The organism is Chimaeribacter coloradensis (genome assembly GCF_002858715.1).
GTDB classification, from domain to species: domain Bacteria; phylum Pseudomonadota; class Gammaproteobacteria; order Enterobacterales; family Enterobacteriaceae; genus Chimaeribacter; species Chimaeribacter coloradensis.
Map to the genome: position 1 here is coordinate 280,963 of NZ_PJZH01000001.1, position 24,247 is coordinate 305,209.

Annotated in this window: 24 protein-coding genes; 23 read left to right on the plus strand and 1 reads right to left on the minus strand. The window is 59.4% G+C overall.

Features of this window, described 5'->3' with window-relative positions; all coding sequences use genetic code 11:
• The first annotated feature begins 21 nt into the window (after window positions 1-21).
• The 23 genes from yceD to CYR32_RS01350 all read left to right on the plus strand — a co-directional run bounded on the left by yceD (window position 22) and on the right by CYR32_RS01350 (window position 20,399).
• Window positions 22-543, plus strand: a complete 522-nt coding sequence (gene yceD, locus CYR32_RS01240) for a 23S rRNA accumulation protein YceD (protein WP_072925435.1) — start codon at window positions 22-24, stop codon at window positions 541-543.
• Window positions 544-559: 16 nt separating this feature from the next.
• On the plus strand, window positions 560-724 hold the full coding sequence (gene rpmF, locus CYR32_RS01245) for a 50S ribosomal protein L32 (RefSeq protein WP_072925431.1): 165 nt from the start codon (window positions 560-562) through the stop codon (window positions 722-724).
• Window positions 725-761: 37 nt separating this feature from the next.
• Window positions 762-1,796 (plus strand): phosphate acyltransferase PlsX, encoded by a 1,035-nt coding sequence (gene plsX, locus CYR32_RS01250; protein WP_101821739.1) that lies wholly within the window; start codon window positions 762-764, stop codon window positions 1,794-1,796.
• A gap of 6 nt (window positions 1,797-1,802) precedes the next feature.
• Window positions 1,803-2,756: a beta-ketoacyl-ACP synthase III gene (locus CYR32_RS01255; protein WP_101821741.1), complete on the plus strand. Its 954-nt coding sequence runs from the start codon at window positions 1,803-1,805 to the stop codon at window positions 2,754-2,756.
• A gap of 20 nt (window positions 2,757-2,776) precedes the next feature.
• Window positions 2,777-3,706 (plus strand): ACP S-malonyltransferase, encoded by a 930-nt coding sequence (gene fabD / locus CYR32_RS01260; RefSeq protein ID WP_101821743.1) that lies wholly within the window; start codon window positions 2,777-2,779, stop codon window positions 3,704-3,706.
• 13 nt (window positions 3,707-3,719) lie between these two features.
• Entirely contained in the window at window positions 3,720-4,454 is a 735-nt protein-coding gene (fabG, locus tag CYR32_RS01265) for a 3-oxoacyl-ACP reductase FabG (RefSeq protein ID WP_072925420.1), read from the plus strand.
• Between the two features lie 154 nt (window positions 4,455-4,608).
• A complete protein-coding gene (gene acpP, locus CYR32_RS01270) occupies window positions 4,609-4,845 on the plus strand; it encodes an acyl carrier protein (RefSeq protein ID WP_072925418.1) in 237 nt (78 codons plus the stop codon).
• An 82-nt stretch (window positions 4,846-4,927) separates the two neighbouring features.
• Window positions 4,928-6,169, plus strand: coding sequence for a beta-ketoacyl-ACP synthase II (gene fabF, locus CYR32_RS01275; protein ID WP_101821745.1), 1,242 nt, complete (start codon window positions 4,928-4,930; stop codon window positions 6,167-6,169).
• A 163-nt stretch (window positions 6,170-6,332) separates the two neighbouring features.
• A complete protein-coding gene (gene pabC / locus CYR32_RS01280; protein WP_101821747.1) occupies window positions 6,333-7,133 on the plus strand; it encodes an aminodeoxychorismate lyase in 801 nt (266 codons plus the stop codon).
• Window positions 7,134-7,147: 14 nt separating this feature from the next.
• Entirely contained in the window at window positions 7,148-8,170 is a 1,023-nt protein-coding gene (gene mltG, locus CYR32_RS01285; RefSeq protein ID WP_101821750.1) for an endolytic transglycosylase MltG, read from the plus strand.
• A 6-nt stretch (window positions 8,171-8,176) separates the two neighbouring features.
• On the plus strand, window positions 8,177-8,815 hold the full coding sequence (gene tmk / locus CYR32_RS01290; protein WP_101821752.1) for a dTMP kinase: 639 nt from the start codon (window positions 8,177-8,179) through the stop codon (window positions 8,813-8,815).
• The gene (holB, locus tag CYR32_RS01295) at window positions 8,815-9,810 is read left to right on the plus strand and encodes a DNA polymerase III subunit delta' (protein WP_101821754.1); all 996 of its coding nucleotides are present in this window, start codon (window positions 8,815-8,817) and stop codon (window positions 9,808-9,810) included. The genes tmk and holB overlap by 1 nt, the downstream gene beginning before the upstream one ends.
• A 21-nt stretch (window positions 9,811-9,831) precedes the next feature.
• Window positions 9,832-10,620, plus strand: a complete 789-nt coding sequence (locus CYR32_RS01300; RefSeq protein WP_101821756.1) for a metal-dependent hydrolase — start codon at window positions 9,832-9,834, stop codon at window positions 10,618-10,620.
• Window positions 10,621-10,968: 348 nt separating this feature from the next.
• Window positions 10,969-12,402, plus strand: coding sequence for a PTS glucose transporter subunit IIBC (gene ptsG / locus CYR32_RS01305; RefSeq protein ID WP_101821758.1), 1,434 nt, complete (start codon window positions 10,969-10,971; stop codon window positions 12,400-12,402).
• A 328-nt stretch (window positions 12,403-12,730) separates the two neighbouring features.
• Window positions 12,731-13,810: an acyltransferase family protein gene (locus CYR32_RS01310; RefSeq protein WP_101821760.1), complete on the plus strand. Its 1,080-nt coding sequence runs from the start codon at window positions 12,731-12,733 to the stop codon at window positions 13,808-13,810.
• 221 nt (window positions 13,811-14,031) lie between these two features.
• On the plus strand, window positions 14,032-14,382 hold the full coding sequence (hinT, locus tag CYR32_RS01315) for a purine nucleoside phosphoramidase (protein WP_101821761.1): 351 nt from the start codon (window positions 14,032-14,034) through the stop codon (window positions 14,380-14,382).
• A gap of 13 nt (window positions 14,383-14,395) precedes the next feature.
• A complete protein-coding gene (locus tag CYR32_RS01320) occupies window positions 14,396-14,776 on the plus strand; it encodes a YcfL family putative periplasmic lipoprotein (RefSeq protein ID WP_101821763.1) in 381 nt (126 codons plus the stop codon).
• Window positions 14,777-14,796: 20 nt separating this feature from the next.
• Window positions 14,797-15,399 carry a penicillin-binding protein activator LpoB gene (gene lpoB, locus CYR32_RS01325; protein ID WP_101821765.1) on the plus strand — a complete coding sequence of 201 codons (603 nt, stop codon included), beginning with the start codon at window positions 14,797-14,799 and terminating at the stop codon, window positions 15,397-15,399.
• Window positions 15,359-16,231: a phosphotransferase gene (locus tag CYR32_RS01330; protein ID WP_241523722.1), complete on the plus strand. Its 873-nt coding sequence runs from the start codon at window positions 15,359-15,361 to the stop codon at window positions 16,229-16,231. Before lpoB ends, CYR32_RS01330 begins: the two co-directional genes overlap by 41 nt.
• Window positions 16,232-16,276: 45 nt before the next feature.
• Window positions 16,277-17,308, plus strand: a complete 1,032-nt coding sequence (nagZ, locus tag CYR32_RS01335) for a beta-N-acetylhexosaminidase (RefSeq protein ID WP_175578791.1) — start codon at window positions 16,277-16,279, stop codon at window positions 17,306-17,308.
• 53 nt (window positions 17,309-17,361) lie between these two features.
• Complete coding sequence (ycfP, locus tag CYR32_RS01340; RefSeq protein WP_101821771.1) at window positions 17,362-17,904, plus strand: alpha/beta hydrolase YcfP; 543 nt, start codon at window positions 17,362-17,364, stop codon at window positions 17,902-17,904.
• Window positions 17,905-18,239: 335 nt separating this feature from the next.
• On the plus strand, window positions 18,240-19,550 hold the full coding sequence (locus tag CYR32_RS01345; protein ID WP_101821773.1) for an NAD(P)/FAD-dependent oxidoreductase: 1,311 nt from the start codon (window positions 18,240-18,242) through the stop codon (window positions 19,548-19,550).
• A 303-nt stretch (window positions 19,551-19,853) separates the two neighbouring features.
• A complete protein-coding gene (locus CYR32_RS01350) occupies window positions 19,854-20,399 on the plus strand; it encodes a glycine zipper 2TM domain-containing protein (RefSeq protein ID WP_101821775.1) in 546 nt (181 codons plus the stop codon).
• Window positions 20,400-20,541: 142 nt separating this feature from the next.
• On the opposite strand, the gene mfd is transcribed toward CYR32_RS01350, so the two are convergent.
• The gene (gene mfd / locus CYR32_RS01355) at window positions 20,542-23,985 is read right to left on the minus strand and encodes a transcription-repair coupling factor (RefSeq protein ID WP_101821777.1); all 3,444 of its coding nucleotides are present in this window, start codon (window positions 23,983-23,985) and stop codon (window positions 20,542-20,544) included.
• Between the last annotated feature and the right edge of the window lie 262 nt (window positions 23,986-24,247).

Here is a 24,247-nt window from a genome sequence, read left to right on the forward strand (position 1 = left end):
CAAAGTTAATATGCGCGCCCTATGCAAAAGGTAAAATTACCCTTGACCATTGATGCGGTTCGTACCGCGCAAAAGCGTTTAGACTACGCAGGTATCTATTCGCCGGAGCAGGTTACACGAGTTGCCGAATCCGTGGTCAGTGTGGACAGTGATGTAGAAAGCGCTTTATCGTTTAACATCGATAATCAGCGTCTGGCAGTGATCTCCGGGGTTTCGGATGTCACGGTCACGCTTGAGTGTCAGCGTTGCGGAAAGACTTTCGAACACCATGTGCACACAACATATTGTTTCAGCCCGGTCGTCAATGATGAGCAGGCTGAGGCATTGCCGGAAGCTTACGAACCGATTAACGTCGATGATTTTGGCGAAGTTGATCTGTTGGCAATGATTGAAGATGAAATCATTCTTTCGTTGCCGGTGGTTCCGGTACATGATTCTGAACACTGTGAAGTGTCCGACGCGGACATGGTCTTCGGTAAACTGCCTGAAGAGGCGGAGAAACCTAATCCATTTGCCGTATTAGCCAGTTTAAAGAAAAAGTAATTGAGGAGTAAGGTCCATGGCCGTACAACAGAATAAACCAACCCGTTCCAAGCGTGGCATGCGTCGTTCGCACGATGCCCTGACCACCACCACTCTGTCTGTGGACAAAACGTCTGGTGAAACCCACCGTCGTCACCACATCACTGCCGACGGTTTCTACCGCGGTCGCAAGGTTATCTGAGTAGCTTTCGCTAATTTTTAGCAAAGCGACAGATACCTTGGCTCGTCTGACCCTTGCGTTAGATGTAATGGGCGGGGATTTCGGTCCGTCCGTCACAGTGCCTGCTTCATTGCAGGCACTGGCCTCCAATCCAGAGCTCAACCTTCTTTTAGTCGGTGATCCCGACGCGATCTCGCCCTACCTGAACCGAACCGATCCGTCTGTTATGACGCGCTTGCGGGTAATTCCTGCTGAATCGGTGATTGCCGGTGATGCCAGGCCGTCGCAGGCGATCCGTGCCAGCCGCGGCAGTTCTATGCGTATTGCGCTGGAACTGGTGAAACAGGGAGAGGCGCAGGGGTGCATCAGTGCCGGAAATACCGGGGCGCTGATGGGGTTGGCAAAAGTGGTGCTGAAGCCCCTGGAGGGCATTGAACGCCCGGCGCTGATGACCCTGCTGCCGCATCAGCAACGCAACAGAACGGTCGTGCTTGATCTCGGGGCCAACGTCGCCTGCGACAGCACGATGCTGGTTCAGTTTGCCGTGATGGGCGCCGTCATGGCGGAAGAGGTGGTCGGTATCCCTGACCCCCGGGTCGCGCTGCTGAATATCGGCGAAGAAGAGACCAAAGGCCCGGATAATATCCGCGAAGCCGCCGCCGTACTAAAAAGAACGCCAACAATAAACTATATAGGCTATCTTGAAGGCAACGACTTGCTGACCGGTAAGACGGATGTCCTGGTGTGTGACGGCTTCGTGGGTAACGTCACCCTGAAGACCATGGAAGGCGTGATAAGGCTCTTTTTGTCACTCCTCAACTCCTCTGGCGAAGGGAAGAAAAAAGCCTGGTGGGTAATGCTGCTGGGTAAATGGTTACAGAAACGCGTGGCTAAGCGGTTCGGTCATTTGAACCCCGACCAGTATAATGGCGCATGTCTGTTAGGATTGCGGGGCACCGTTATCAAAAGCCACGGCGCAGCGAATCAACGCGCATTTGCTGTCGCGATCGAACAGGCTGTGCAGGCGGTGCAGCGGCAGGTCCCCGAGCGTATTGCCGCGCGCCTTGAGGCTGTTTTACCCAAGAGTGACTGATCGTAAATGTATACTAAAATTCTCGGTACGGGGAGCTATTTGCCCGTACAAGTGCGTACTAACGCCGACCTCGAAAAAATGGTGGATACTTCTGACGAGTGGATTGTCACCCGCACCGGTATTCGCGAGCGCCGTATCGCCGCCGCCGATGAAACCGTCTCCACGATGGGCTTCAATGCCGCGCAAAAAGCGCTTGAAATGGCCGGCGTCGACAAAGACGACCTGGGCCTGATCATCGTCGCGACGACCTCCTCCAGCCACGCCTTCCCCAGTGCCGCCTGCCAGATCCAACAGCTGTTGGGTGTGAAGGACGCGGCCTCTTTTGACCTGGCGGCCGCCTGTGCCGGGTTTACCTATGCCCTGAGCGTGGCTGACCAGTACATCAAAAGCGGTGCCGTGAAACACGCCCTGGTGATTGGCTCTGATGTGCTCTCCCGTACCCTGGACCCGAACGACCGCGGCACCCTGATCCTGTTTGGGGACGGGGCCGGTGCGGTGGTGCTGGGCGCGTCTGAGGAGCCGGGCATTCTCTCTACCCATCTGCACGCCGATGGCCGTTACGGCAACCTGCTGGCGCTCCCACACCATAACCGCCAGGATCCGGACGGCACCGCCTTCCTGACCATGTCAGGCAACGAGGTGTTCAAAGTGGCAGTAACGGAACTGGCGCATATCGTGGATGAGACGCTCTCTGCCAATAATCTGGACCGCAGCGAGCTCGACTGGCTGGTGCCGCACCAGGCAAACCTGCGTATTATCAGCGCCACGGCCAAAAAACTTGGGATGGGGATGGAGCACGTAGTGGTAACGCTTGACCGCCACGGCAACACCTCTGCGGCCTCCGTGCCGGCAGCGCTAGACGAAGCGGTGCGGGACGGGCGCATTCAGCGCGGCCAGCTGGTACTGCTTGAAGCCTTTGGCGGCGGCTTTACCTGGGGTTCGGCACTGGTTCGTTTCTAATCTGGCAGGAATAAAGAATAATGACGACATTCGCAATGGTATTCCCTGGGCAGGGTTCCCAGGCGCTCGGTATGCTGGCCGATTTGGCCGCGCAGTATCCGGTAGTCGAAGAGACGTTTGCCCAGGCCTCTGAGGCACTGGGTTATGACCTGTGGCAGCTGGTGCAACAAGGCCCGGCAGAAGAGCTGAATAAAACCTGGCAGACCCAGCCGGCGTTGCTGGCGGCCTCAGTGGCCATCTGGCGGGTCTGGCAGCAGCAGAACGGGGCGACCCCGGCGCTGCTGGCAGGCCACAGCCTGGGCGAATACTCGGCGCTGGTGTGTGCGGGCGTGCTTGATTTCCAGGAAGCTATCCGTCTGGTTGAGCTGCGCGGCAAACTGATGCAGGAAGCGGTGCCGGAAGGCACCGGGGCGATGTCCGCTATCATCGGCCTGGACAACGACGCCATCGCCAAAGCCTGTGAAGAGTCTGCCCAGGGGCAGGTGGTCTCCCCGGTGAACTTTAACTCGCCGGGCCAGGTCGTGATTGCCGGTAACAAAGAGGCGGTAGAGCGCGCCAATGCGGCCTGTAAAGCGGCCGGTGCCAAACGTGCGCTGCCATTACCGGTCAGCGTGCCTTCGCACTGCGCCCTGATGAAACCGGCGGCAGAGAAGCTGGCACAGGCGCTGGAAAGCGTCACCTTCTCAGCGCCGGTTCTGCCGGTGGTGAACAACGTCGACGTTGCCGTTGAGCAGTCGCCGGAAGCGATCCGCAGCGCGCTGGTGCGCCAGCTCTACAGCCCGGTCCGCTGGACGGAGAGCGTGGAGTTCATGGCAGCCCAGGGCGTAACGCACCTGATTGAGGTCGGGCCGGGTAAAGTATTGACCGGGCTGACCAAACGTATTGTTGACACCCTGACCGCGGCCGCCGTAAATGATACGGCCAGCCTGTCAGCGGCGCTTGAACAATAAAAAGAGGAAAACAATGAGCTTCGAAGGAAAAATTGCCCTGGTGACCGGGGCAAGCCGCGGTATCGGCCGTGCAATCGCTGAAACGCTGGTTGCAAAGGGTGCCAAAGTTATCGGCACGGCGACCAGTGAGAAAGGGGCTGAAGCTATCAGCGCCTATCTGGGCGATAACGGTAAAGGTTTGATGTTAAATGTGGTAGATTCCGCATCGATTGACGCCGTGCTGGCAACAATCCGCGCGGAGTTCGGCGAAATCGACATTTTGATCAACAATGCCGGCATTACCCGTGACAACCTGCTGATGCGTATGAAAGATGATGAGTGGCAGGATATCCTGGACACCAATCTGACATCCGTATTCCGCCTGTCAAAAGCGGTAATGCGCGCTATGATGAAAAAGCGTTTTGGCCGTATCATTACCATCGGTTCCGTTGTCGGTACCATGGGTAATGCAGGGCAGGCGAACTACGCGGCGGCTAAAGCGGGTCTGATTGGTTTTAGCAAATCTTTGGCACGTGAAGTGGCTTCACGTGGCATTACGGTCAACGTCGTGGCGCCCGGCTTTATTGAGACGGACATGACACAGGCGTTGACAGAAGATCAACGCGCAGGCATTTTGGCCCAGGTTCCGGCTAGCCGGCTTGGGGAAGCTAAAGAAATCGCCAGCGCTGTTGCTTTTTTAGCCTCTGATGAGGCTGGCTATATCACCGGTGAAACCTTACATGTCAATGGCGGCATGTATATGATTTAAAAATCACGAAAACTATTTGCGTTATTTGGGGTAAACACCGCAAAATAGCGTAAAATCGTGGTTTGACCAGCCGGGATTTAGTTGCATCTTTTTCAACATTTTATACACTACGAAAACCATCGCGAAAGCGAGTTTTGATAGGAAATTTAAGAGTATGAGCACTATCGAAGAACGCGTTAAGAAAATCATCGTTGAGCAGCTTGGTGTTAAGCAGGAAGAAGTTTTAAACAACGCTTCTTTTGTTGATGACCTGGGCGCTGATTCTCTTGACACCGTTGAGCTGGTAATGGCTCTGGAAGAAGAGTTTGATACTGAGATTCCGGACGAAGAAGCTGAGAAAATCACTACTGTTCAGGCAGCTATTGATTTCATCCAGGCTAGCCAGCAGTAAGCGAACATATCTAGGCGGTCATTCGACCGCCTAAGTTTTTTTGTCCCTGAGTATCCCTATTTTCCCTCCCTGGAGGACAACCGTGTCTAAGCGTCGAGTTGTTGTGACCGGACTGGGCATGTTGTCTCCTGTCGGCAATACTGTAGAGTCCACGTGGAAAGCTCTCCTTGCCGGTCAGAGCGGCATCAGCCTAATCGACCATTTCGATACTACTGCCTATGCAACGCGTTTTGCCGGCTTAGTAAAGGATTTTAACTGTGAAGATTTCATCTCGCGTAAAGATGCACGCAAGATGGACGCCTTCATTCAATATGGAGTTGCGGCCGGTATTCAGGCCATGCAGGATTCCGGTATTCAGGTCACTGAAGAGAATGCAACGCGTTTTGGCGCGGCCATTGGTTCCGGCATCGGCGGGTTGGGTCTGATTGAAGAGAACCATACCGCACTGGTCAATGGTGGCCCCCGCAAAATCAGCCCGTTCTTCGTTCCTTCCACCATCGTCAACATGATCGCCGGTCACCTGAGCATCATGTATGGCCTGCGTGGCCCGAGCATCTCCATTGCGACAGCCTGTACCTCCGGTGTGCATAACATCGGCCATGCCGCGCGTATCATCGCCTATAACGATGCTGACGTGATGCTGGCAGGCGGCGCAGAGAAAGCCAGTACCCCGCTGGGCGTGGGCGGCTTCGGTGCGGCACGCGCACTCTCTACCCGCAATGAAGACCCGCAGGCGGCCAGCCGCCCGTGGGATAAAGATCGTGATGGTTTTGTGCTGGGTGACGGCGCAGGCATCATGGTACTGGAAGAGTATGAACATGCGAAAAAGCGCGGCGCGAAAATCTATGCAGAAGTCGTTGGCTTCGGCATGAGCAGCGACGCCTATCACATGACGTCACCGCCGGAAGATGGCGCAGGCGCCGCCATGGCGATGAAAAACGCCCTGCTGGATTGCGGCCTGACCCCTCAGCACATCGGTTACATCAACGCGCACGGCACGTCGACCCCTGCGGGTGACAAGGCTGAGGCGCAGGCGGTGAAATCGGTGTTTGGCGAAGAAGCCAAGCGCGTGATGGTCAGCTCCACCAAATCGATGACCGGCCACCTGCTGGGTGCAGCAGGCGCAGTGGAGTCTATCTTTACGGTGCTGGCGCTGCGTGACCAGGTAGTCCCACCGACCATCAACCTGGATAATCCGGATGAAGGGTGTGATCTGGACTTCGTGCCGCATGAGGCGCGTCAGGTAAGCGATCTGGAATATACCTTGTGCAACTCGTTTGGCTTTGGCGGCACCAACGGCTCGTTGGTATTCCGTCGGGTATAAAAAACGACAACGCTCAGGCGAGAAGCATCCTAAGCCCGGCTCTGCCGGGCTTTTTTATGGGCGCAGGATCCTGTGGGCGGGGCTGCTGCAGGAACCTCTGCGGCAATGCTCAGTCTCAGTTACCAGGCGCGCGCCCATAACAGAACCTGCCCGGAGGACTCAGATGTATTGGCTCAATGGCCACCCTGCGACGGACATCGCTCTCAGCGATCGCGCAGTACAGTTTGGTGATGGCTGCTTTACCACCGCCCGCGTGCTTGACGGCCATGTGCAGTGGCTGCCTGCGCATATCGCGCGGCTGCAACGCGGTGCCGCAGCCCTGATGATCTCAGGCGTGGACTGGCAGGCCCTGACGCAGGAGATGGTACAGGCGGCAGAGGAACAGGGGCAGGGCGTGCTGAAAGCGGTGATTACCCGCGGCAGCGGCGGGCGGGGCTACAGCCCGGCCGGTTGCCTTCAGCCCACGCGTATCGTTACAACATCCTTGTACCCGGCGCACTATGGTGCCTGGCGTGAGCGCGGCGTCACGCTGTCCGTCAGCCCGGTCGCGCTGGCGCAGAGTCCTTTGCTGGCCGGCATTAAACACCTCAACCGGCTGGAGCAGGTGATGATCCGCATGCATCTTGAGCAGACAACCGCCGACGAGGCGCTGGTGCTTGACACCTCCGGGATGCTGGTGGAATGCTGTGCGGCTAATTTATTCTGGCGTAGCGGGCGGCGGGTAATGACGCCGGACGTCACCCTTTCCGGGGTAGACGGGGTTATGCGCCAGCATATTCTGGCGCTGCTGGCAGACCACCCCGACTATCAGGCAGAGATCGTGCGCGCGCCGCCGGCGGCGCTGGCAGAGGCAGAAGAAGTTTTTATCTGTAATGCCCTGATGCCGCTGCTGCCGGTCAATGCCATCGGTGAGTGGCGTTATCAATCGCGGGCGCTCTGCCAGACGCTGATTCCTTATTGTTAACCAATGGCTGTTGAATGAAGAAGAAACTCAGAGTTGTTGTTTTACTGATCGCGGCGCTGTTGGCGGCCGCGGTGTTTATTTACCAGCGCGCGGAAGACTTTGCCGGCCAGCGGCTGGCCATCAGCCAGGAAACTATTTTTACCCTGCCGGCCAGCACCGGCCGCACCGGCCTGGAAGCGCTGCTGACGGAGCAAAAGGTGCTGGCACCCAGCCCGTGGTTTGCCTGGCTGCTGCGGATTGAGCCTTCACTGGCAAACGTGAAAGCCGGCACCTTCCGCTTCACGCCGGGCATGACGGTCCGTGACATGCTGGCGCTGCTGGTCAGCGGTAAAGAGGCGCAGTTCGCGCTTCGCCTGATCGAAGGGCTGCGCCTGCATGACTGGTTACAGGTCATGCAGGCAGCGCCTTATCTGAAACATCAGCTCACAGGCAAAGACGAGGCGGCCATCGCCGCCGCGCTGGGCATGAAGCCCGGTGAACCGGTAGAGGGGCGTCTCTACCCTGACACCTACCTCTATACAGCAGGCATGAGCGATCTTTCGCTGCTCAAACGCGCTTATACGCGGATGCAGAAAACGGTAGAGGAGATCTGGTCACAACGTGCACCTAATCTGCCCTACAAAACGCCGAACGATCTGTTGACCATGGCCTCAATTATTGAAAAAGAGACGGCCGTCAGTGACGAGCGGGATGAAGTGGCCTCGGTATTTATTAACCGTCTGCGCATCGGGATGCGCCTGCAAACTGACCCTACGGTGATTTACGGCATGGGCGAGGCCTACAAAGGCAATATCACCCGGAAAGATCTGGAAACGCCGACGCCCTATAACACCTATGTGATCTCCGGGCTGCCGCCCACGCCGATCGCCATGCCGAGCCTGGCCTCGATGCAGGCAGCGGCCCACCCGGCGAAAACCGCGTATCTCTACTTTGTCGCCAACGGCACAGGCGGGCACACCTTCAGCACCAACCTTGAAAACCATAACAAAGCGGTACAACGTTACCGTGAAATCCTGAAAACCAGTGCGGGGCGCTGACAGACCATGAACAGCAAATTTATTGTGATTGAGGGGCTGGAAGGCGCCGGAAAAACTACCGCCCGTGACACCATTGTGGCGGCGCTGCACGAGGCCGGGATCACCGATCTGGTCTTTACCCGGGAGCCGGGCGGCACGCCGCTGGCCGAAAGCCTGCGTACCCTGATCAAAGAGGGCATTGAAGGCGAAGTCCTGACGGACAAAGCCGAAGTGCTGATGCTTTATGCCGCGCGGGTACAGCTGGTAGAAACCGTGATTAAACCGGCGCTGGCGCGCGGGGCGTGGGTGATTGGTGACCGGCACGATCTCTCCTCCCAGGCTTACCAGGGTGGCGGCCGGGGCATCGACCCGGTAATGATGGCCGCCCTGCGGGACATCGTATTAGGCGACTTCTGCCCCGATTTAACCCTCTACCTGGATCTGCCGCCCGCAGTTGGCCTGGAGCGCGCCCGCCAGCGTGGTGCACTCGACCGTATTGAACAGGAGTCGCTGGCGTTCTTTGAACGTACGCGTGCCCGTTATCAGGCGCTGGCCGCCGCCGACCCGCGTATTAAAACCATTGATGCCGCCCGCCCGCTGCCGGAGGTGTCCGCGCAGATCACCACCACCCTGCGTACCTGGCTGCAACAGGAAGGGCACGTCTGATGAACTGGTACCCGTGGCTGAACGCGCCTTACCGCCAGCTGATTGCCCAGTACCAGGCCGGGCGCGGCCATCACGCCCTGTTGATCCACGCTGATGAGGGCAACGGGGATGATGCGCTGGTCTATGGGCTGAGCCGCTGGCTGTTATGCCAGCACCCACAGGGCGAGAAAAGCTGCGGGGAGTGCCACAGTTGCCGCCTGATGCTGGCGGGGAACCACCCCGACTGGCATGTGCTGACGCCGGAGAAAGGCAAGGCGAGCCTGGGGATTGACCGGGTACGGCAGGTGATTGACGGGCTCTACACCCATGCACAGCAGGGTGGGGCGAAGGTGGTCTGGCTGGCGCAGGCGGAGTGGCTGACAGAGGCCGCCGCCAACGCCCTATTAAAGACGCTGGAAGAGCCGCCGGAGAAGACCTATTTCCTGATCGGCTGCCGCACCCCCTCGCGCCTGCTGCCGACCCTGCGCAGCCGGTGCAGCTACTGGCACCTGCAAAACCCGCCGCTCTCCCTGAGCAGCCAGTGGATTCAGCGCCAGCAGCCGGTTGACCCCCAAAGCGTGGAGACCGCGCTGAAGCTCAGCCACGGCGCACCGCTGGCCGCCGCGGCGCTGTTACAGCCGGAGCGCTGGCAGCAGCGGCAGCAGCTCTGCCAGCAGCTGCACAGCCTGTTACCGGCGCGTGACATGCTGGCCCTGCTGCCGGTGCTTAACCACGAGGACGCGGCTGAGCGTCTACACTGGTTGTGCACGCTGTTGCTGGATGCCATGAAGTGGCAGCAGGGGGCTGCGGCCTACCTGCTCAACCAGGATCAGCAGCCGCTGGTGGCGATGCTGGCAGGCACACAGGGGCTGCGCTCCCTGCAAACGCTGATGCAGGGCTGGCTGACCTGCCGGCACCAATTGCTGACGGTCAATGCCGTCAACCGTGAGCTGTTGCTCACCGAACACCTGCTGGCGTGGGAAGCGTTGCTTGCCGCGCCGGATTCTGCTTACTAACTGGTTGTCGAGTTTAAAATTATGTTGTTAGTTGATTCACACTGCCATCTTGATGGGTTGAACTATCAGGATCTCCATACTGGCGTTGACGATGCCCTGGCGAAAGCCCACCAGCGCGATGTGAAATTTTTCCTGGCGGTGGCGACCACGCTGCCGGGCTACACCGCGATGCGCGAACTCGTGGGCGAGCGCCCGGATGTGGTCTTCTCCTGCGGCGTACACCCGCTGAATATGGAGGAGCCTTATGACGTGGAGACGCTGCGCCAGCTGGCTGCTGATGCCAGAGTGGTGGCGATGGGGGAGACCGGCCTGGACTACTACTACCAGAAAGAGAACCTGCATGTGCAACAGCAGTCATTCCGGGACCATATCCGCATCGGGCGTGAGCTGAACAAGCCGGTGATCGTCCATACCCGTGATGCGCGTGAAGATACGCTGGCTATCCTGCGGGAGGAGCAGGCGGATCAGTGCGGCGGCGTGCTGCACTGCTTTACGGAAGATCAGGCCACGGCGAAAGCGCTGCTGGACCTGGGGTTCTACATCTCCTTCTCCGGTATTCTGACTTTCCGTAATGCGGAGCAGATCCGGGACGCCGCGCGCTACGTGCCGCTGGACCGCCTGCTGATTGAGACAGACTCCCCCTATCTGGCCCCGGTGCCGCACCGCGGCAAAGAGAACCAGCCTGCCTACGTGCGGGATGTGGCGGAGTATATGGCCGTGCTGAAAGGGGTGTCGCTGGAACAGCTGGCAGAAGCCACCACCCGAAACTTTTCCCAATTATTCCATGTGACACCGCCCTCCCTGGCCTAACCTTTACCTGACCCTGCACACGGCGCTTTATTTTCCGGTTCGTAATTAATACCGGATAAAACAGGGCGCCGCTGTGCTGTTTTAGCGGTTGCTTCGCGTTTCCCCTCCTTTTTCTGGAGAAAATTCATGCTGGAAATGAAAGATACATCTTTTATTTGTAGAAACGTGACTGTTATCAAACATTACAAACGGCATTTATTTTACTCTTCGTAAAAATTAAAGGGGCGCTTCAGACGCCCTGACAGCCGGGGCTTTCTCCCCCGTCCCGGCTGCACACCAGACCGCGCCATCTCTGCTGTCAGGTGCCAGTAGTACCAAAAGCACTATTACTCAGGAGCACACTCAATTATGTTCAAGAATGCATTTGCCAACCTACAAAAAGTAGGTAAATCGCTAATGCTGCCGGTGTCGGTACTGCCCATTGCAGGTATTCTGCTCGGTGTCGGTTCCGCCAACTTCAGCTGGCTGCCGCTCGTGGTTTCCCATGTGATGGCGGAGGCGGGCGGTTCGGTGTTTGCCAATATGCCGCTGATCTTTGCTATCGGCGTCGCGCTTGGCTTTACCAATAACGATGGGGTTTCCGCACTGGCGGCGGTGGTGGCCTACGGCATCATGGTGAAAACGCTGGCCGTCGTAGCACCGTTGGTGCTGCACCTGCCGGCCGAAGAGATCGCAGCCAAACACCTGGCGGATACCGGCGTGCTCGGCGGGATTATCGCCGGGGCCATTGCGGCCTACATGTTTAACCGCTTCTACCGCATCCAGTTGCCGGAATACCTCGGCTTCTTCGCCGGTAAACGCTTTGTGCCGATTATCTCCGGCCTGGCAGCGATTATCCTGGGCGTGCTGCTCTCCTTCATCTGGCCGCCGGTGGGTACCGCGATTCAGACTTTCTCCCAATGGGCCGCATACCAGAACCCGGTGGTGGCGTTCGGTATCTACGGGGTCATTGAGCGCGCGCTGGTGCCGTTCGGTCTGCACCATATCTGGAACGTACCTTTCCAGATGCAGATTGGCGAATATGTGAACGCAGCCGGCCAGGTCTTCCACGGCGATATTCCGCGCTACATGGCGGGTGACCCGGAAGCAGGCAAACTCTCCGGCGGCTTCCTGTTCAAAATGTACGGCCTGCCGGCTGCCGCGATTGCCATCTGGCACTCCGCGAAACCGGAAAACCGGGCAAAAGTGGGCGGTATCATGATCTCCGCTGCGCTGACCTCGTTCCTGACCGGGATCACCGAGCCGATCGAGTTCTCCTTCATGTTCGTGGCACCGGTGCTGTACGGCATCCACGCGATTCTGGCCGGTCTGGCGTTCCCGATCTGTATCCTGCTGGGTATGCGTGACGGTACCAGCTTCTCGCACGGCCTGATCGACTTCGTCGTGCTGAGTGGTAACAGCAGCAAAATCTGGCTGTTCCCGATCATCGGTATCATTTATGGCCTGATCTACTACACGATCTTCCGCGTACTGATCGCCAAGCTGAACCTGAAAACGCCGGGCCGTGAAGACACGAACGGTGAGCGTTCCACCCAGAGCGGCAGCGAAATGTCTGCGGCACTGGTTACCGCATTCGGCGGCAAAGAGAACATCACCAACCTGGATGCCTGCATCACCCGTCTGCGCGTCAGCGTGGCGGATGTCTCTAAAGTAGACCAGGCGGGCCTGAAGAAACTGGGCGCAGCCGGGGTGGTCGTGGCCGGTTCCGGGGTCCAGGCGATTTTCGGCACCAAATCTGACAACCTCAAAACCGACATGGACGATTACATCCGTAATCACTGATGTCAGCTGGGGAGCAACAGAGGGAGGCGAAAGCCTCCCTTTTTTTATGCCTGCGTTGCCCGTTTATCACTCTGCGGTTTCTGTCCGCATCCCCTCTGCTCACCTCCAGGCACCGGCCATAATGGGGTGAAAACCGCTGTGATCCCGATCAACAGGTCAAATTAAATGCCGGGCGTTAGTTGGCGTTTAATTCCGGCATAACTAAAATTTGTCATGTTTTATGCATAAGCCCCTCAATCACCATCACCATTGATCATTTTTATAAAAAGGCCTGCCGGATATGGGGCGCTTATTTTCACTCTGGTGATCTCTACGTTAAGGATGCGCGGTGAAGACAAAAATAGATACCCTTCAATACCTGAGAGCCTTTGCCGCCTTGCTGGTGGTGTTTAACCACACCTGGCCGGCAGGGGAGATCTCCCGCGCGCTAAGCCTGTCAGGCATCGGCGGGTTTGGGGTCGATATATTTTTTGTGATAAGCGGGTTTATTATGAGTTACACGCTTAAAGAGACCTTTATCAGTTCAAAAAAAACCGCGATAGATTTCCTGATAAAAAGGGCCATCAGGATCTACCCGGTTTACCTGATTTTAGTCACGCCCTATGTGCTGAAATATCTGGTAAACGCTCCTCATCTGGGCGAGGCGCTGTTCTCCTACACCCTGATCGGGAATTTACTGCTGCTGCCTTCGTTTACCAATGCGCCATACTACTACCCGTTATTAGGGGTCGCCTGGACGCTGATGTACGAAATGTTTTTTTATTTCATCTATGCCGCCGCCATTCTGATGACCAAAAACAAGCGGCAGGCGATCCTCAGCGCCTGTGCGCTGATTTTTACTATGGTGCTGCTGGTGAACCTGTTTGAGCTGAAAGGGGCGCGCCTGAACTGGGTGAACTTCCAGTTTATGGTGGGCGACACGCTGATGATCGATTTTATCCTGGGCGCCTGCTGTTTCTTTATTCTGCGGGCGCAGTGGCCCCTCACTCTCCGCATTGAGTATGCCCTGGCAGGCGTGATAGGGCTGACGCTGGTGGCCGAGGCCATGACCCACTACGGGCTGCCGCGGCTGGTGACCTACGGCATGCCGGCCTTCTTTGTGGTGCTGCTGCTGTTGCAGGCCGGCGATTTCAAGGCGCATTCGCGCTGCAAGAAAACGCTGATGCTGCTGGGGGATGCCTCCTACAGCATCTATCTGCTGCATGTTAACTTTGCGTTTATCAGCCGAGTCCTGACCAACAACACCCGCCTGAATGACGACCTCATCGGTATCACGATGTCTTTATGTGCGGTCTCCTGCGGCGTGCTTTTCCATGTGAAGATAGAAAAGCCGTTAACCCGCAAAATCTCCTCCCTCTACCGGAACAAAGAGATGACGCTGGCGAGCGACCCGCTGGTCAAAGAGTAACGCCCGGCGCGTACGCCGTTTTCTCTCTACACCGGCTGCTCCGCAGCCATTCATTACGCCTGCTTCATCGTGGCCGCGCCTGCCGGGCGGGCCACCACGGCCCGGCGGGGCTGCTCTTTTCTCCGGCAGTCAGCACCGAATGTATGGAATGAGGTTGAAAGAAATGGAAAAGGTCACTCATACTGCGTACATCATTCACGCGTTATTCAAGGACAACAGCCATGGCCGAAGAGACAATTTTCAGTAAAATTATCCGCCGTGAAATCCCTGCGGATGTGGTTTATCAGGATGAGCTGGTCACCGCCTTCCGGGATATTTCGCCACAGGCACCGACGCACATCCTGATTGTGCCGAACCTGCTGATCCCAACGGTCAACGATGTGGCTGCGGAGCACGAGCACGCCCTGGGGCGGATGTTTACCGTGGCAGCGAAAATTGCTGAGCAAGAGGGGATCGCGGAGGATGGCTACCGCCTGATCATGAATTGCAACCGGCATGGCGGCCAGGAGGTGTATCACATTCATATGCACCTGGTGGGCGGCCGGGCGCTCGGCCCGATGCTGGCACGCTGACAGGAAGACAATTATGCAGGTTTACAGGCGGGCGGGGCTGCTCCTGCTGCTAGGCATCGCCCTGGCAGGGTGCAGTACGCCGCAGAAAATTGCGCTGAATAAACAGCAAACCGTGGTGATGGAGTCACCGGTGCTGACCGCAGGGATTATCGCCGGGAAGCCCACCATCGCCGACGCCTCCGGGCGCAAGAGTGCGGCAGCGGTGCTGTCGAACAGCCAGACGACGCCGGTAACCGTGCATTACCGTTTTTATTGGTACGATGCGCAGGGGCTGGATCTGCTGCCGTTACAGCCGCCGCGCACCATTACGCTCGCACCGGCATCAACGGCCACGATCTATTCGCTGATGGGCAACCTGGATGCCGACAGCGTGCGTCTTTATCTTTATCTTTAATCAGTTACCGGAGAGGGTAAATGAAAAAGCTTCTACTTGTGGCCGCGGCCGCGTTAATTCTGTCCGGGTGTATGACCCGGCCGCCGGAAGAGCCTCAGGCACCGGTCACCACCATCCCGGGCCAGCCGCAACCTGAGCAGCCGCAACCCCAGCCGCAGCCGACGCTGCCGCCGGCGTCACAGACCGTGCCGCAGCCGCCGAAAATGCAGAAACCGATCGACTGGCCGGCCAGCGTGCAGCCGCTGGTGGCCCAGATGCTGAAAGCGGACGGCGTCGAGAGCGGCGGCGTGCTGCTGGTAGACAATGTGAAAAACAGCACCAACGGCTCACTGCAGGCCAGCGCCGCCACGGCCGCGCTGTATGATGCGCTGGGTGCCGGCAATACCTTCTCGGTGGTGCCGGCCAGCCAGCTGATTCAGGCAAAACAGACGCTGGGCCTCTCCGCGGATGACAGCCTTGTCTCCCGCAGCAAAGCCATCGGCCTGGCGCGCTACCTTAAAGCGCAGTATGTGCTCTACAGCGACGCCAGCGGCAGCGCCAAAGCCCCGACGCTGGAGATGCAGCTGATGCTGGTGCAGACCGGTGAAATTGTCTGGTCGGGCAGCGGTGACGTACAGCGTTGATACCAGCCTGCTTGTCAGCCTGAAACAGATCCTGCCGGCGGTGAATACCGCCGGTTGCTGTTTTAGCCCGGTGGCAGGGCTGTCGGGGGAGAGCTGGCACATCCGGGCGCCGCAGGGGGAGTACCTGGCCCGCCGCCAGACCAGAGAGATGGCGGAAATGGGCGTCAGCCGCCGCCGGGAGTTACGGATGTTACGCACCCGGCACCCGGGCGGGGTGGGGCCGCGGCCGCGGGGGTTACATCAGAACTGGCTGCTGCTGGAGTGGATCGCGGGCAGCCCGCTGCCGGAGGCGGCCTGCCGGCCTGAGGGGCCGCTGGTGCCGCTGCTGGTCAGGCTGCACAGCCAGCCGCGCGGCGGTTCGCCGCTGGCCCTGAAGGTGACGCTGGCCCGCTACCGGCACCAGATCGATCGCGCCCGCCTGACGCCCCGCTGGCAGCGCTTCCACCAGGCGTTGCTGCGGTCGCCGCTGCCGCCGGTGGTGAAGATCGCGCCGCTGCACATGGACATCCATGCCGGTAATATCATCACCACCGGCGACGGCTGGCGGCTGATTGACTGGGAGTACGCGGCGGACGGTGACATCGCCTGTGAGCTGGCGGCGCTGGTGCGCGGCAACCACTGGTCACCCCGTCAGCAGGCAACCCTGGTCGCGGCCTACTGTGCCGCAGGCGGGTATGGCGATGCCGCGCGGCTTCAGGCAGCGGTGCAGCAGTGGCTGCCGTGGATCGACTACCTGATGCTGATGTGGTACGAAGTGCGCTGGCAACAGACAGGCACGCATTCATTCAGGGCGGCGGCCGATGGCCTGCACGCCCGGTTACAGAGTCGATAACAGCGGAACCAACAGGTTCCCAACAGGCAGTGAAGGGAGAGTACCGTGGGTCCGGTAATGTTAGATGTAGAAGGGTATGAACTGGATGCGGAAGAGCGCGAAATTCTGCGCCACCCGCTGGTGGGCGGGCTGATCCTGTTCAGCCGTAATTTTCATGATGCGGCACAGTTGCGTGAGCTGGTGCGCCAGATCCGCCAGGCATCGCATGAGCGGCTGGTGGTGGCGGTGGATCAGGAGGGCGGCCGGGTGCAGCGCTTCCGCGACGGCTTTACCCGCCTGCCGGCAGCACAATCTTTTGCCGCGCTGAATGACCCGCAGGAGGCCGGGCGGCTGGCCGAAGAGGCGGGCTGGCTGATGGCCGCTGAGATGATTAGCATGGACATCGACATCAGCTTCGCCCCGGTGCTGGACATCGGCCACCGCAGTGCGGCAATTGGCGAGCGATCCTTCCATGAGGAGCCGCAAGTCGCGCTGGCGATGGCCGAGCGCTTTATTTTGGGGATGCAGAGCGCCGGAATGAAGAGCACCGGCAAACACTTTCCCGGCCACGGGGCGGTAGCGGCGGACTCGCACAAAGAGACGCCGCGTGACCCGCGCCCGCTGGCGCAGATCCGTGAGCATGACATGCTGATCTTCCGTGAGCTGATTGCCCGCCGCCGGCTGGATGCCATCATGCCGGCGCACGTCATCTATACGGAGGCCGACCCGCGCCCGGCCAGCGGCTCGCCATGGTGGCTCAAGCAGGTGCTTCGCCAGGAGCTGGGCTTCGGCGGCATCATCTTCTCTGACGATCTGTCGATGGAAGGCGCGGCGATCATGGGCAGCTATGCGGAGCGCGGCCAGGCGGCGCTGGATGCCGGTTGCGACATGATTCTGGTCTGCAACCACCGCGCAGGGGCAGTCAGCGTGCTGGATAACCTGACCCCGGTCAACGCAGGGCAGGTTGCGCAATTGTATCATCGTGGTAAATACACCCGGCAAGAGCTGTTAAATGCGCCGCGCTGGAAACAGGCCAACCGTGAGCTGACAGACCTCGACGCCCGCTGGCAGGCACATAAGCAGCAGCACGCCGGGTGATTGTCCGGCCCCGGCCGTGTGCCGGGGCCGTTTCACATCACACGGGGAACAACATGATCATCTATCTGCACGGTTTTGATTCGACCAGTCCCGGCAATCACGAAAAAGTGCTGCAACTGCAATTCATCGATCCCGATGTCCGGCTGATCAGCTACAGCACCCGGCATCCGCGCCACGATATGCAGTTCCTGCTGAAAGAGGCGGACAAAGCGCTCCAGCAAAGCGGGGACGATCGCCCGCTGATTTGCGGGGTGGGGCTGGGCGGCTTCTGGGCCGAACGCATCGGGTTTCTCTGCGGTATCCGGCAGGTTATCGTCAACCCTAACCTCTGGCCGGAAGAAAATATGCCCGGCAAGATCGACCGGCCGGAAGAGTACCTCGACATCGCCACCAAGTGCGTCACCGATTTCCGCGAGCGTAACCGCGACCGCGGCCTGCTGATCCTTTCCCGCCACGATGAGGTGCTGGACAGCCGCCGCAGTGCCGCCGCGCTCCATCCTTTCTACCCCATTATCTGGGATGAACAGCAGAGCCATAAATTTAAAAACCTCTCCCCACATCTGCAACGTATCAACGCCTTTAAAACCACCGGCTGAAGCGTGTAACCGGCCGGGCCGAGGCCCGCGCCCGGCCGGTTAACCCCGCTGTTTTTGTTGATTAAATCGCCTTTTATCGCCTTTTTTTTGCACGCCTCAGGCGCGCTGCCGGCTGAGATTATTCTTAATAACCTGATGATTTACATGCATTAAAATTGCCTGTTGTCTACAAGATAAACAAAAAAGTTTGATGCATATCAATTTTGGTATGACCAAATAACCTCCCATGCTATTCTGGCTCCAGATGCAGGTTTAATTTACGCGAACCCTATGTTTTCTAAGGACAATATTTTTAACCTTTAGATTACAATTGGTTCACATTTGAGGGGGTCAAATTGACTACGCCAAAGAAAAAGATCGTCATCGTCGGTGGTGGTGCAGGCGGGCTGGAGCTGGCAACCAGCCTGGGTAACAAATTAGGCCGCAAAAACAAGGCTGAGATTGTGTTGGTCGACCGCAATAACAGCCACTTATGGAAGCCGCTGCTGCATGAGGTGGCCACTGGCTCCCTGGATGCCGGGGTAGATGAGCTGAGTTACCTGGCCCACGCCCGCAACCACCATTTCGTGTTCCAGCTCGGGTCAGTCACCGACATCAACCGCGAAAACAAAACCCTGCAACTGGCGGAGATCCGCGATGCCCAGGGTGACGTGCTGGTGGCCGAGCGTGAAATCAGCTACGACTACCTGGTGATGGCGCTGGGCAGCACCTCCAATGACTTCGGTACGCCGGGCGTCAAAGAGAACTGTATCTTCCTCGACAACCCGCATCAGGCGCACCGTTTCCATAACGAGATGCTCAACCTGTTCCTGAAATTCTCCGCCAACCCGGCAAACGGCGGGCAGGTCAACATCGCCATTGTCGGCGGCGGGGCCACCGGCGTGGAGTTGTCTGCGGAGCTGCATAACGCGGTGAAACAGCTGCACAGCTACGGTTTCCAGGGGCTGGATAACAAGGCCCTGAATGTGACGCTGGTGGAAGCGGGTGAGCGCATTCTGCCCGCGCTGCCCCCGCGCATCTCTGCGGCGGCACATCAGGAGCTGACCAAACTCGGCGTACGCGTGCTGACCCACACCATGGTCACCAGCGCCGATGCGGGCGGCCTGAACACTAAAGGCGGCGAGTACATCGCGGCTGACCTGATGGTCTGGGCCGCCGGGATCAAGGCACCCGACTTTATGAAAGAGATCGGCGGCCTGGAAACCAACCGCATCAACCAGCTGGTGGTGGAGCCGACGCTGCAGACCACCCGCGACCCGTCCATCTATGCGATCGGTGACTGCGCCTCCTGCCCGCAGCCGGACGGCAAATTCGTGCCGCCGCGCGCCCAGTCGGCGCACCAGATGGCGTCGCGCTGCTATGACAACCTGCTGTTGCAGCTGAACGGCCACGACAACAAGCTCAAGCCCTATATCTACAAAGATAACGGCTCGCTGGTGTCGCTCTCCCGCTTCAGCACCGTGGGCAGCCTGATGGGTAACCTGATGCGCGGGTCGATGATGATCGAGGGGCGTATCGCGCGCTTCGTCTACGTCTCGCTCTACCGTATGCACCAGGTGGCACTGCACGGCTACCTGCGCACCGGGCTGATGGTGCTGGTCGGCAGCATTAACCGGGTGATCCGCCCACGCCTGAAATTACATTAAGCCTGTTTGAGTGACCAGGGCCCGCTTCCCCAGCGGGCCTTATGTTTTTTCCCACCGCACTGCGCCAGCATAAAATTTTACTTAAGCGCGCTTTACCCTTCAGACAACTCCTAAACCCGCTGTTTGGCGCGTGAAAATGCCACTTTTCGTCCATTGCGCTTATTGCCGGATGCAAAATCCAGAGGCACACTCTTTTCCATCAGAAGGGGGCAGGTTGCCTCCTCCGGCGCACAGACGATCTGCTCACAGCAAGGGGTGCCGGGTGTAAAAAATTATGTAAGAGTGAACCGGGAGGAGTGTCCTGTGAATAAATCAATGGCAGCAGGTATCGGCATCGGCATCGCCGCGGCAATGGGTATCGCGGCAGTGGCCAGCAATATGGACGCGTTCTCCGGCCCGCAGTATGCGCAGGTGGTAAACGCCACACCGATTACAGAAACCGTGAAAACGCCGCGCCAGGAGTGCCGTGACGTGACCGTCACCCACCGCCGCCCGGTGCAGGATGAGCACCAGATCACCGGCTCCGTGCTGGGCGCAGTGGCGGGCGGGGTGTTGGGCCACCAGTTCGGCGGCGGCCGCGGCCGGGATGTCGCGACCGTGGCCGGGGCGCTGGCCGGCGGTTACGCCGGTAACCGCGCGCAGAGCAGCCTGCAGGAAAATGACACCTACACCACCACCAAACATCAGTGCAGCACGGTGTATGACAAAACCCAGAAAACCCTGGGGTATGACGTCACCTATAAAATCGGTGACCAGCAGGGCAAAGTGCGGATGGATCGTCAGCCCGGCAGCCAGATCCCGCTGGATCGCAACGGCCAGCTGATCCTGAACGACAGCAACCGCACCTGATCGCACGATATAAAGAATTGCGCCCGCGCACAGTGTTAGTTCTGATCGTTTACCCGCCTGAGGCTGGGTAAGCGAGTGGCGTTAACATTGGCGCGGGCTTTCTTATAGGGAAAACCGGGCGACGGCCGCCGCCCGGCAGGGGTCAGAGGGTGTGCTCAGCAAAGGCTTTCAGGTGCTTGTCCAGGAACGCTATCCGCAGTTTGCGCTCGGCTAAATCGCGGTTGAATTTCAGCTTGGTCGGGCCATCCAGCCGGTAGACCTGCGGCTCTTTCTGCAACAGGCTGATCAGGTAAGCCGGGTCGACGCGGTTCTGCTCACCGAACTCAATAAAGCCGCCGCGCTCGTTGCCCTCAATACGCCGGATGCCCAGCGACTGCGCCGCCAGCCGCAGGGCCGCGATATCGAGCAGGTTGCGCGCCGCGTCCGGCAGCAGGCCGAAGCGGTCAATCAGTTCTACTTTGATCTCCTCCAGCTCACCCGCCTGTTTAGCACTGGCGATGCGCTTATAGAAGGAGAGCCGGGTGTTGACGTCCGGCACGAAGTCTTCCGGCAGCAGCGACGGCATCCGCAGCTCGACTTCGGTCTGGCTGCTGGTGAGATCCTCCAGCGACGGCTCACGCCCCTCTTTCAGCGCATTGACCGCGCTCTCCAGCAGCTCCATATAGAGCGTGAAGCCCACGGTGGTCATCTGGCCGCTCTGGTCTTCGCCCAGCAGCTCGCCCGCGCCGCGGATCTCCAGGTCGTGCGTCGCCAGGGCGAACCCGGCCCCCAGATCCTCCAGCGAGGCGATCGCCTCCAGCCGTTTCAGCGCGTCGCTGCTCATCGCCTTGGGCGGCGGGGTCAGCAGGTAGGCATACGCCTGATGGTGGGAACGCCCCACGCGGCCGCGCAACTGGTGCAGCTGCGCCAGCCCGAGGTGATCGGCCCGCTCAATAATGATGGTATTGGCGCTGGGGATGTCGATGCCGGTTTCGATGATGGTGGTACAGACCAGCACATTGAAACGCTGGTGATGGAAGTCGTTCATCACCCGCTCCAGATCGCGCTCGCGCATCTGGCCGTGGCCCACGGCAATCCGCGCCTCCGGCACCAGCTCGGTGAGCCGCTGGGCCGCTTTTTCGATATTTTCCACGTCATTATAGAGGTAGTAGACCTGGCCGCCGCGCAGCACCTCACGCAGGATCGCCTCGCGTACCACCAGGCTGTCATACTCACGCACAAAGGTTTTCACGGCCAGCCGCCGTGCCGGCGGGGTGGCAATGATGGAGAGGTCGCGCATCCCGCTCATCGCCATGTTCAGCGTGCGCGGGATCGGCGTGGCGGTCAGGGTGAGGATGTCCACATCCGCGCGCATCGCCTTGATACGCTCTTTGTGGCGCACGCCGAAGCGGTGCTCCTCGTCGACAATCAGCAACCCGAGATCTTTCCAGCGCAGATCGCTCATCAGCAGCTTATGGGTGCCGATAATAATATCGACCTTGCCTTCCACCGCTTCATCAATCACCACCTGCTGCTCTTTGGCGCTGCGGAAGCGTGACATCAGCTCAATGCGCACCGGCCAGTTGGCGAAACGGTCGCGGAAGTTGTCATAGTGCTGCTGGGCGAGCAGGGTGGTCGGCACCAGCACCGCCACCTGTTTATTATTTTCCACCGCCAGGAAGGCCGCGCGCATCGCCACTTCAGTCTTGCCGAAGCCGACGTCGCCGCACACCAGCCGGTCCATCGCCAGCGGCTGACACATGTCGCTCAGCACCGCATTGATGGCCTGCTCCTGATCCGGGGTGGTCTCAAACGGGAAGGACTGGCAGAACAGCTGATACTGTTCGCGGTCATGTTTGAAGGCGTAGCCCTCTTTGGCCGCGCGCTGGGCGTAGATGTCGAGCAGCTCCGCCGCCACATCCCGCACCCGTTCAGCCGCTTTCTGCCGCGCCCGGCCCCAGGCCTCGCCGCCGAGTTTGTGCAGCGGGGCGTTTTCGTCCGCGCCGCCGGCGTAGCGGCTGATCAGGTGCAGCGAGGAGACCGGCACATAGAGCTTGTCCTCCCCGGCATAGGTCAGGATCAGGTATTCCGCCTTGATGCCGCCCGCTTCCAGCGTGGTCATGCCCGCATAGCGGCCGACGCCGTGCTCCAGGTGCACCACCGGCTGGCCGGGGTGCAGTTCTGCCAGGTTGCGGATCAGCGTCTCGGTGTTGATGGTGCGGCGGTTGTCCTGGCGGCGGCGGCTGACGCGCTCGCCCAGCAGGTCACTTTCACACACCAGCGCCAGCCCGCGCGGGCGGTCAAGGAAGCCGCGTTCACTGGCACCAATCATCAGGTAGTGGCCCGGCTCTGCCGCCTGCTCCAGCCGCTCGATCAGCACCGGCCGCACTTTAATGCGCGCCAGCATCTCCTGCAGCGTTTCACGGCGGCCTTCGCTCTCGACTGAGAAGATCAGGCTGCCGGTAAAGGACTCCGTGAAGCGGCGCAGGGTGTCGAGCGGCGCTTTCTGCTGCGGCTCCACCGCCAGCGGCGGTAGCGGCTCATAGCCGAGGTTGGTGTTAGCGGCTTTCTCCGGCTGCGGCTCGGTTTTCATCTGCACGCGCGGCCACTGTTTCAACTCGGCAAACAGCGCATCCACCCGCAGCCAGAGGGTTTCCGGCGCCAGCAGCGGGCGCATCGGGTCAACGCGGCGGTTCTCATAGCGGTGGGTCACATCCTGCCAGAAACGCTCGGCCGAGGCTTCCAGGTCGCCGGTATTCACCAGCAGGGCGTTGTCCGGCAGGTAGCTGAACAGCGTGCTCAGCGGCTCACTGAAGAACAGGGGCTGCCAATACTCGATGCCGGCCGGGAAAGTGCCTTTGCTGACCTGCTGGTAGATGTGCTCCGGCTCGCGGCGCACGTCGAATTTTTCGCGCCACTGGCTGCGGAACAGCTCAATCGCCGCTTTGTCGGTGGGGAACTCATGCGCCGGCAGCAGGTTGATGTGGTCCACTTCACTCAGGGTGCGCTGGGTATCCACATCGAACACCCGCAGGCTGTCGATCTCATCATCAAAGAAATCGAGGCGGTACGGCTCCTCGCTGCCCATCGGGTAGAGGTCCAGCAGTGCGCCGCGGGTGGCGAATTCGCCATGCTCCATCACCTGATCCACGCTGCGGTAACCCGCCTGCTCAAGCTGGGCGCGCAGTTTGTCACGCGACAGGCGCTGCCCTTTCTGCATCACCAGCGCGTGGCCGTGCAGGAAGGCGTGCGGGCAGACCCGCTGCATCAGGGTGTTGACCGGCAGGATAATGACCCCGCGCGCCATGGTCGGTAACTGGTAGAGGCTGGAGAGGCGGGCGGAGATGATCTCCTGATGCGGGGAGAAGCTGTCGTAGGGCAGGGTTTCCCAGTCGGACAGCGCGGTCACCATATGGGAGGTAAACTGCTGGATCTCATCACGCAGGCGCAGGGCGTTCTGCATATCAGGGGCAATCAGCATCACCGGGCCATCATGGCGCTCAATGATCTCTGCACACTCTACGGCGCAGGCGGAGCCGGTCAGTTGCCCGAGCACGCGGACGTCGCCGCGGCGGGCAGGCAGGGAGTAACGGTATGTGTGAGGCATAGGCAGTTTTACATTCTCTTGTTCAGCAACGGGCCGTTCCGGTCAGCCGGGCATCATGCCCGGCGTGGGGCAGCGCCGCCTGTTTGCGGCACCACACGCGTCAGGCTGGCGCAACAGCGCAGAAGACGCGATGCAGTAAGTATAAGCAACCCTGAAAGTCCGGCAGTGAATAGATAAGTACTTACTTAAGGAAGTGGTTCCCTAATGCGGTTGTAGCCTTTATTATCCTTGATCACTTTGCTTTAGCAACTGTCATAAAACG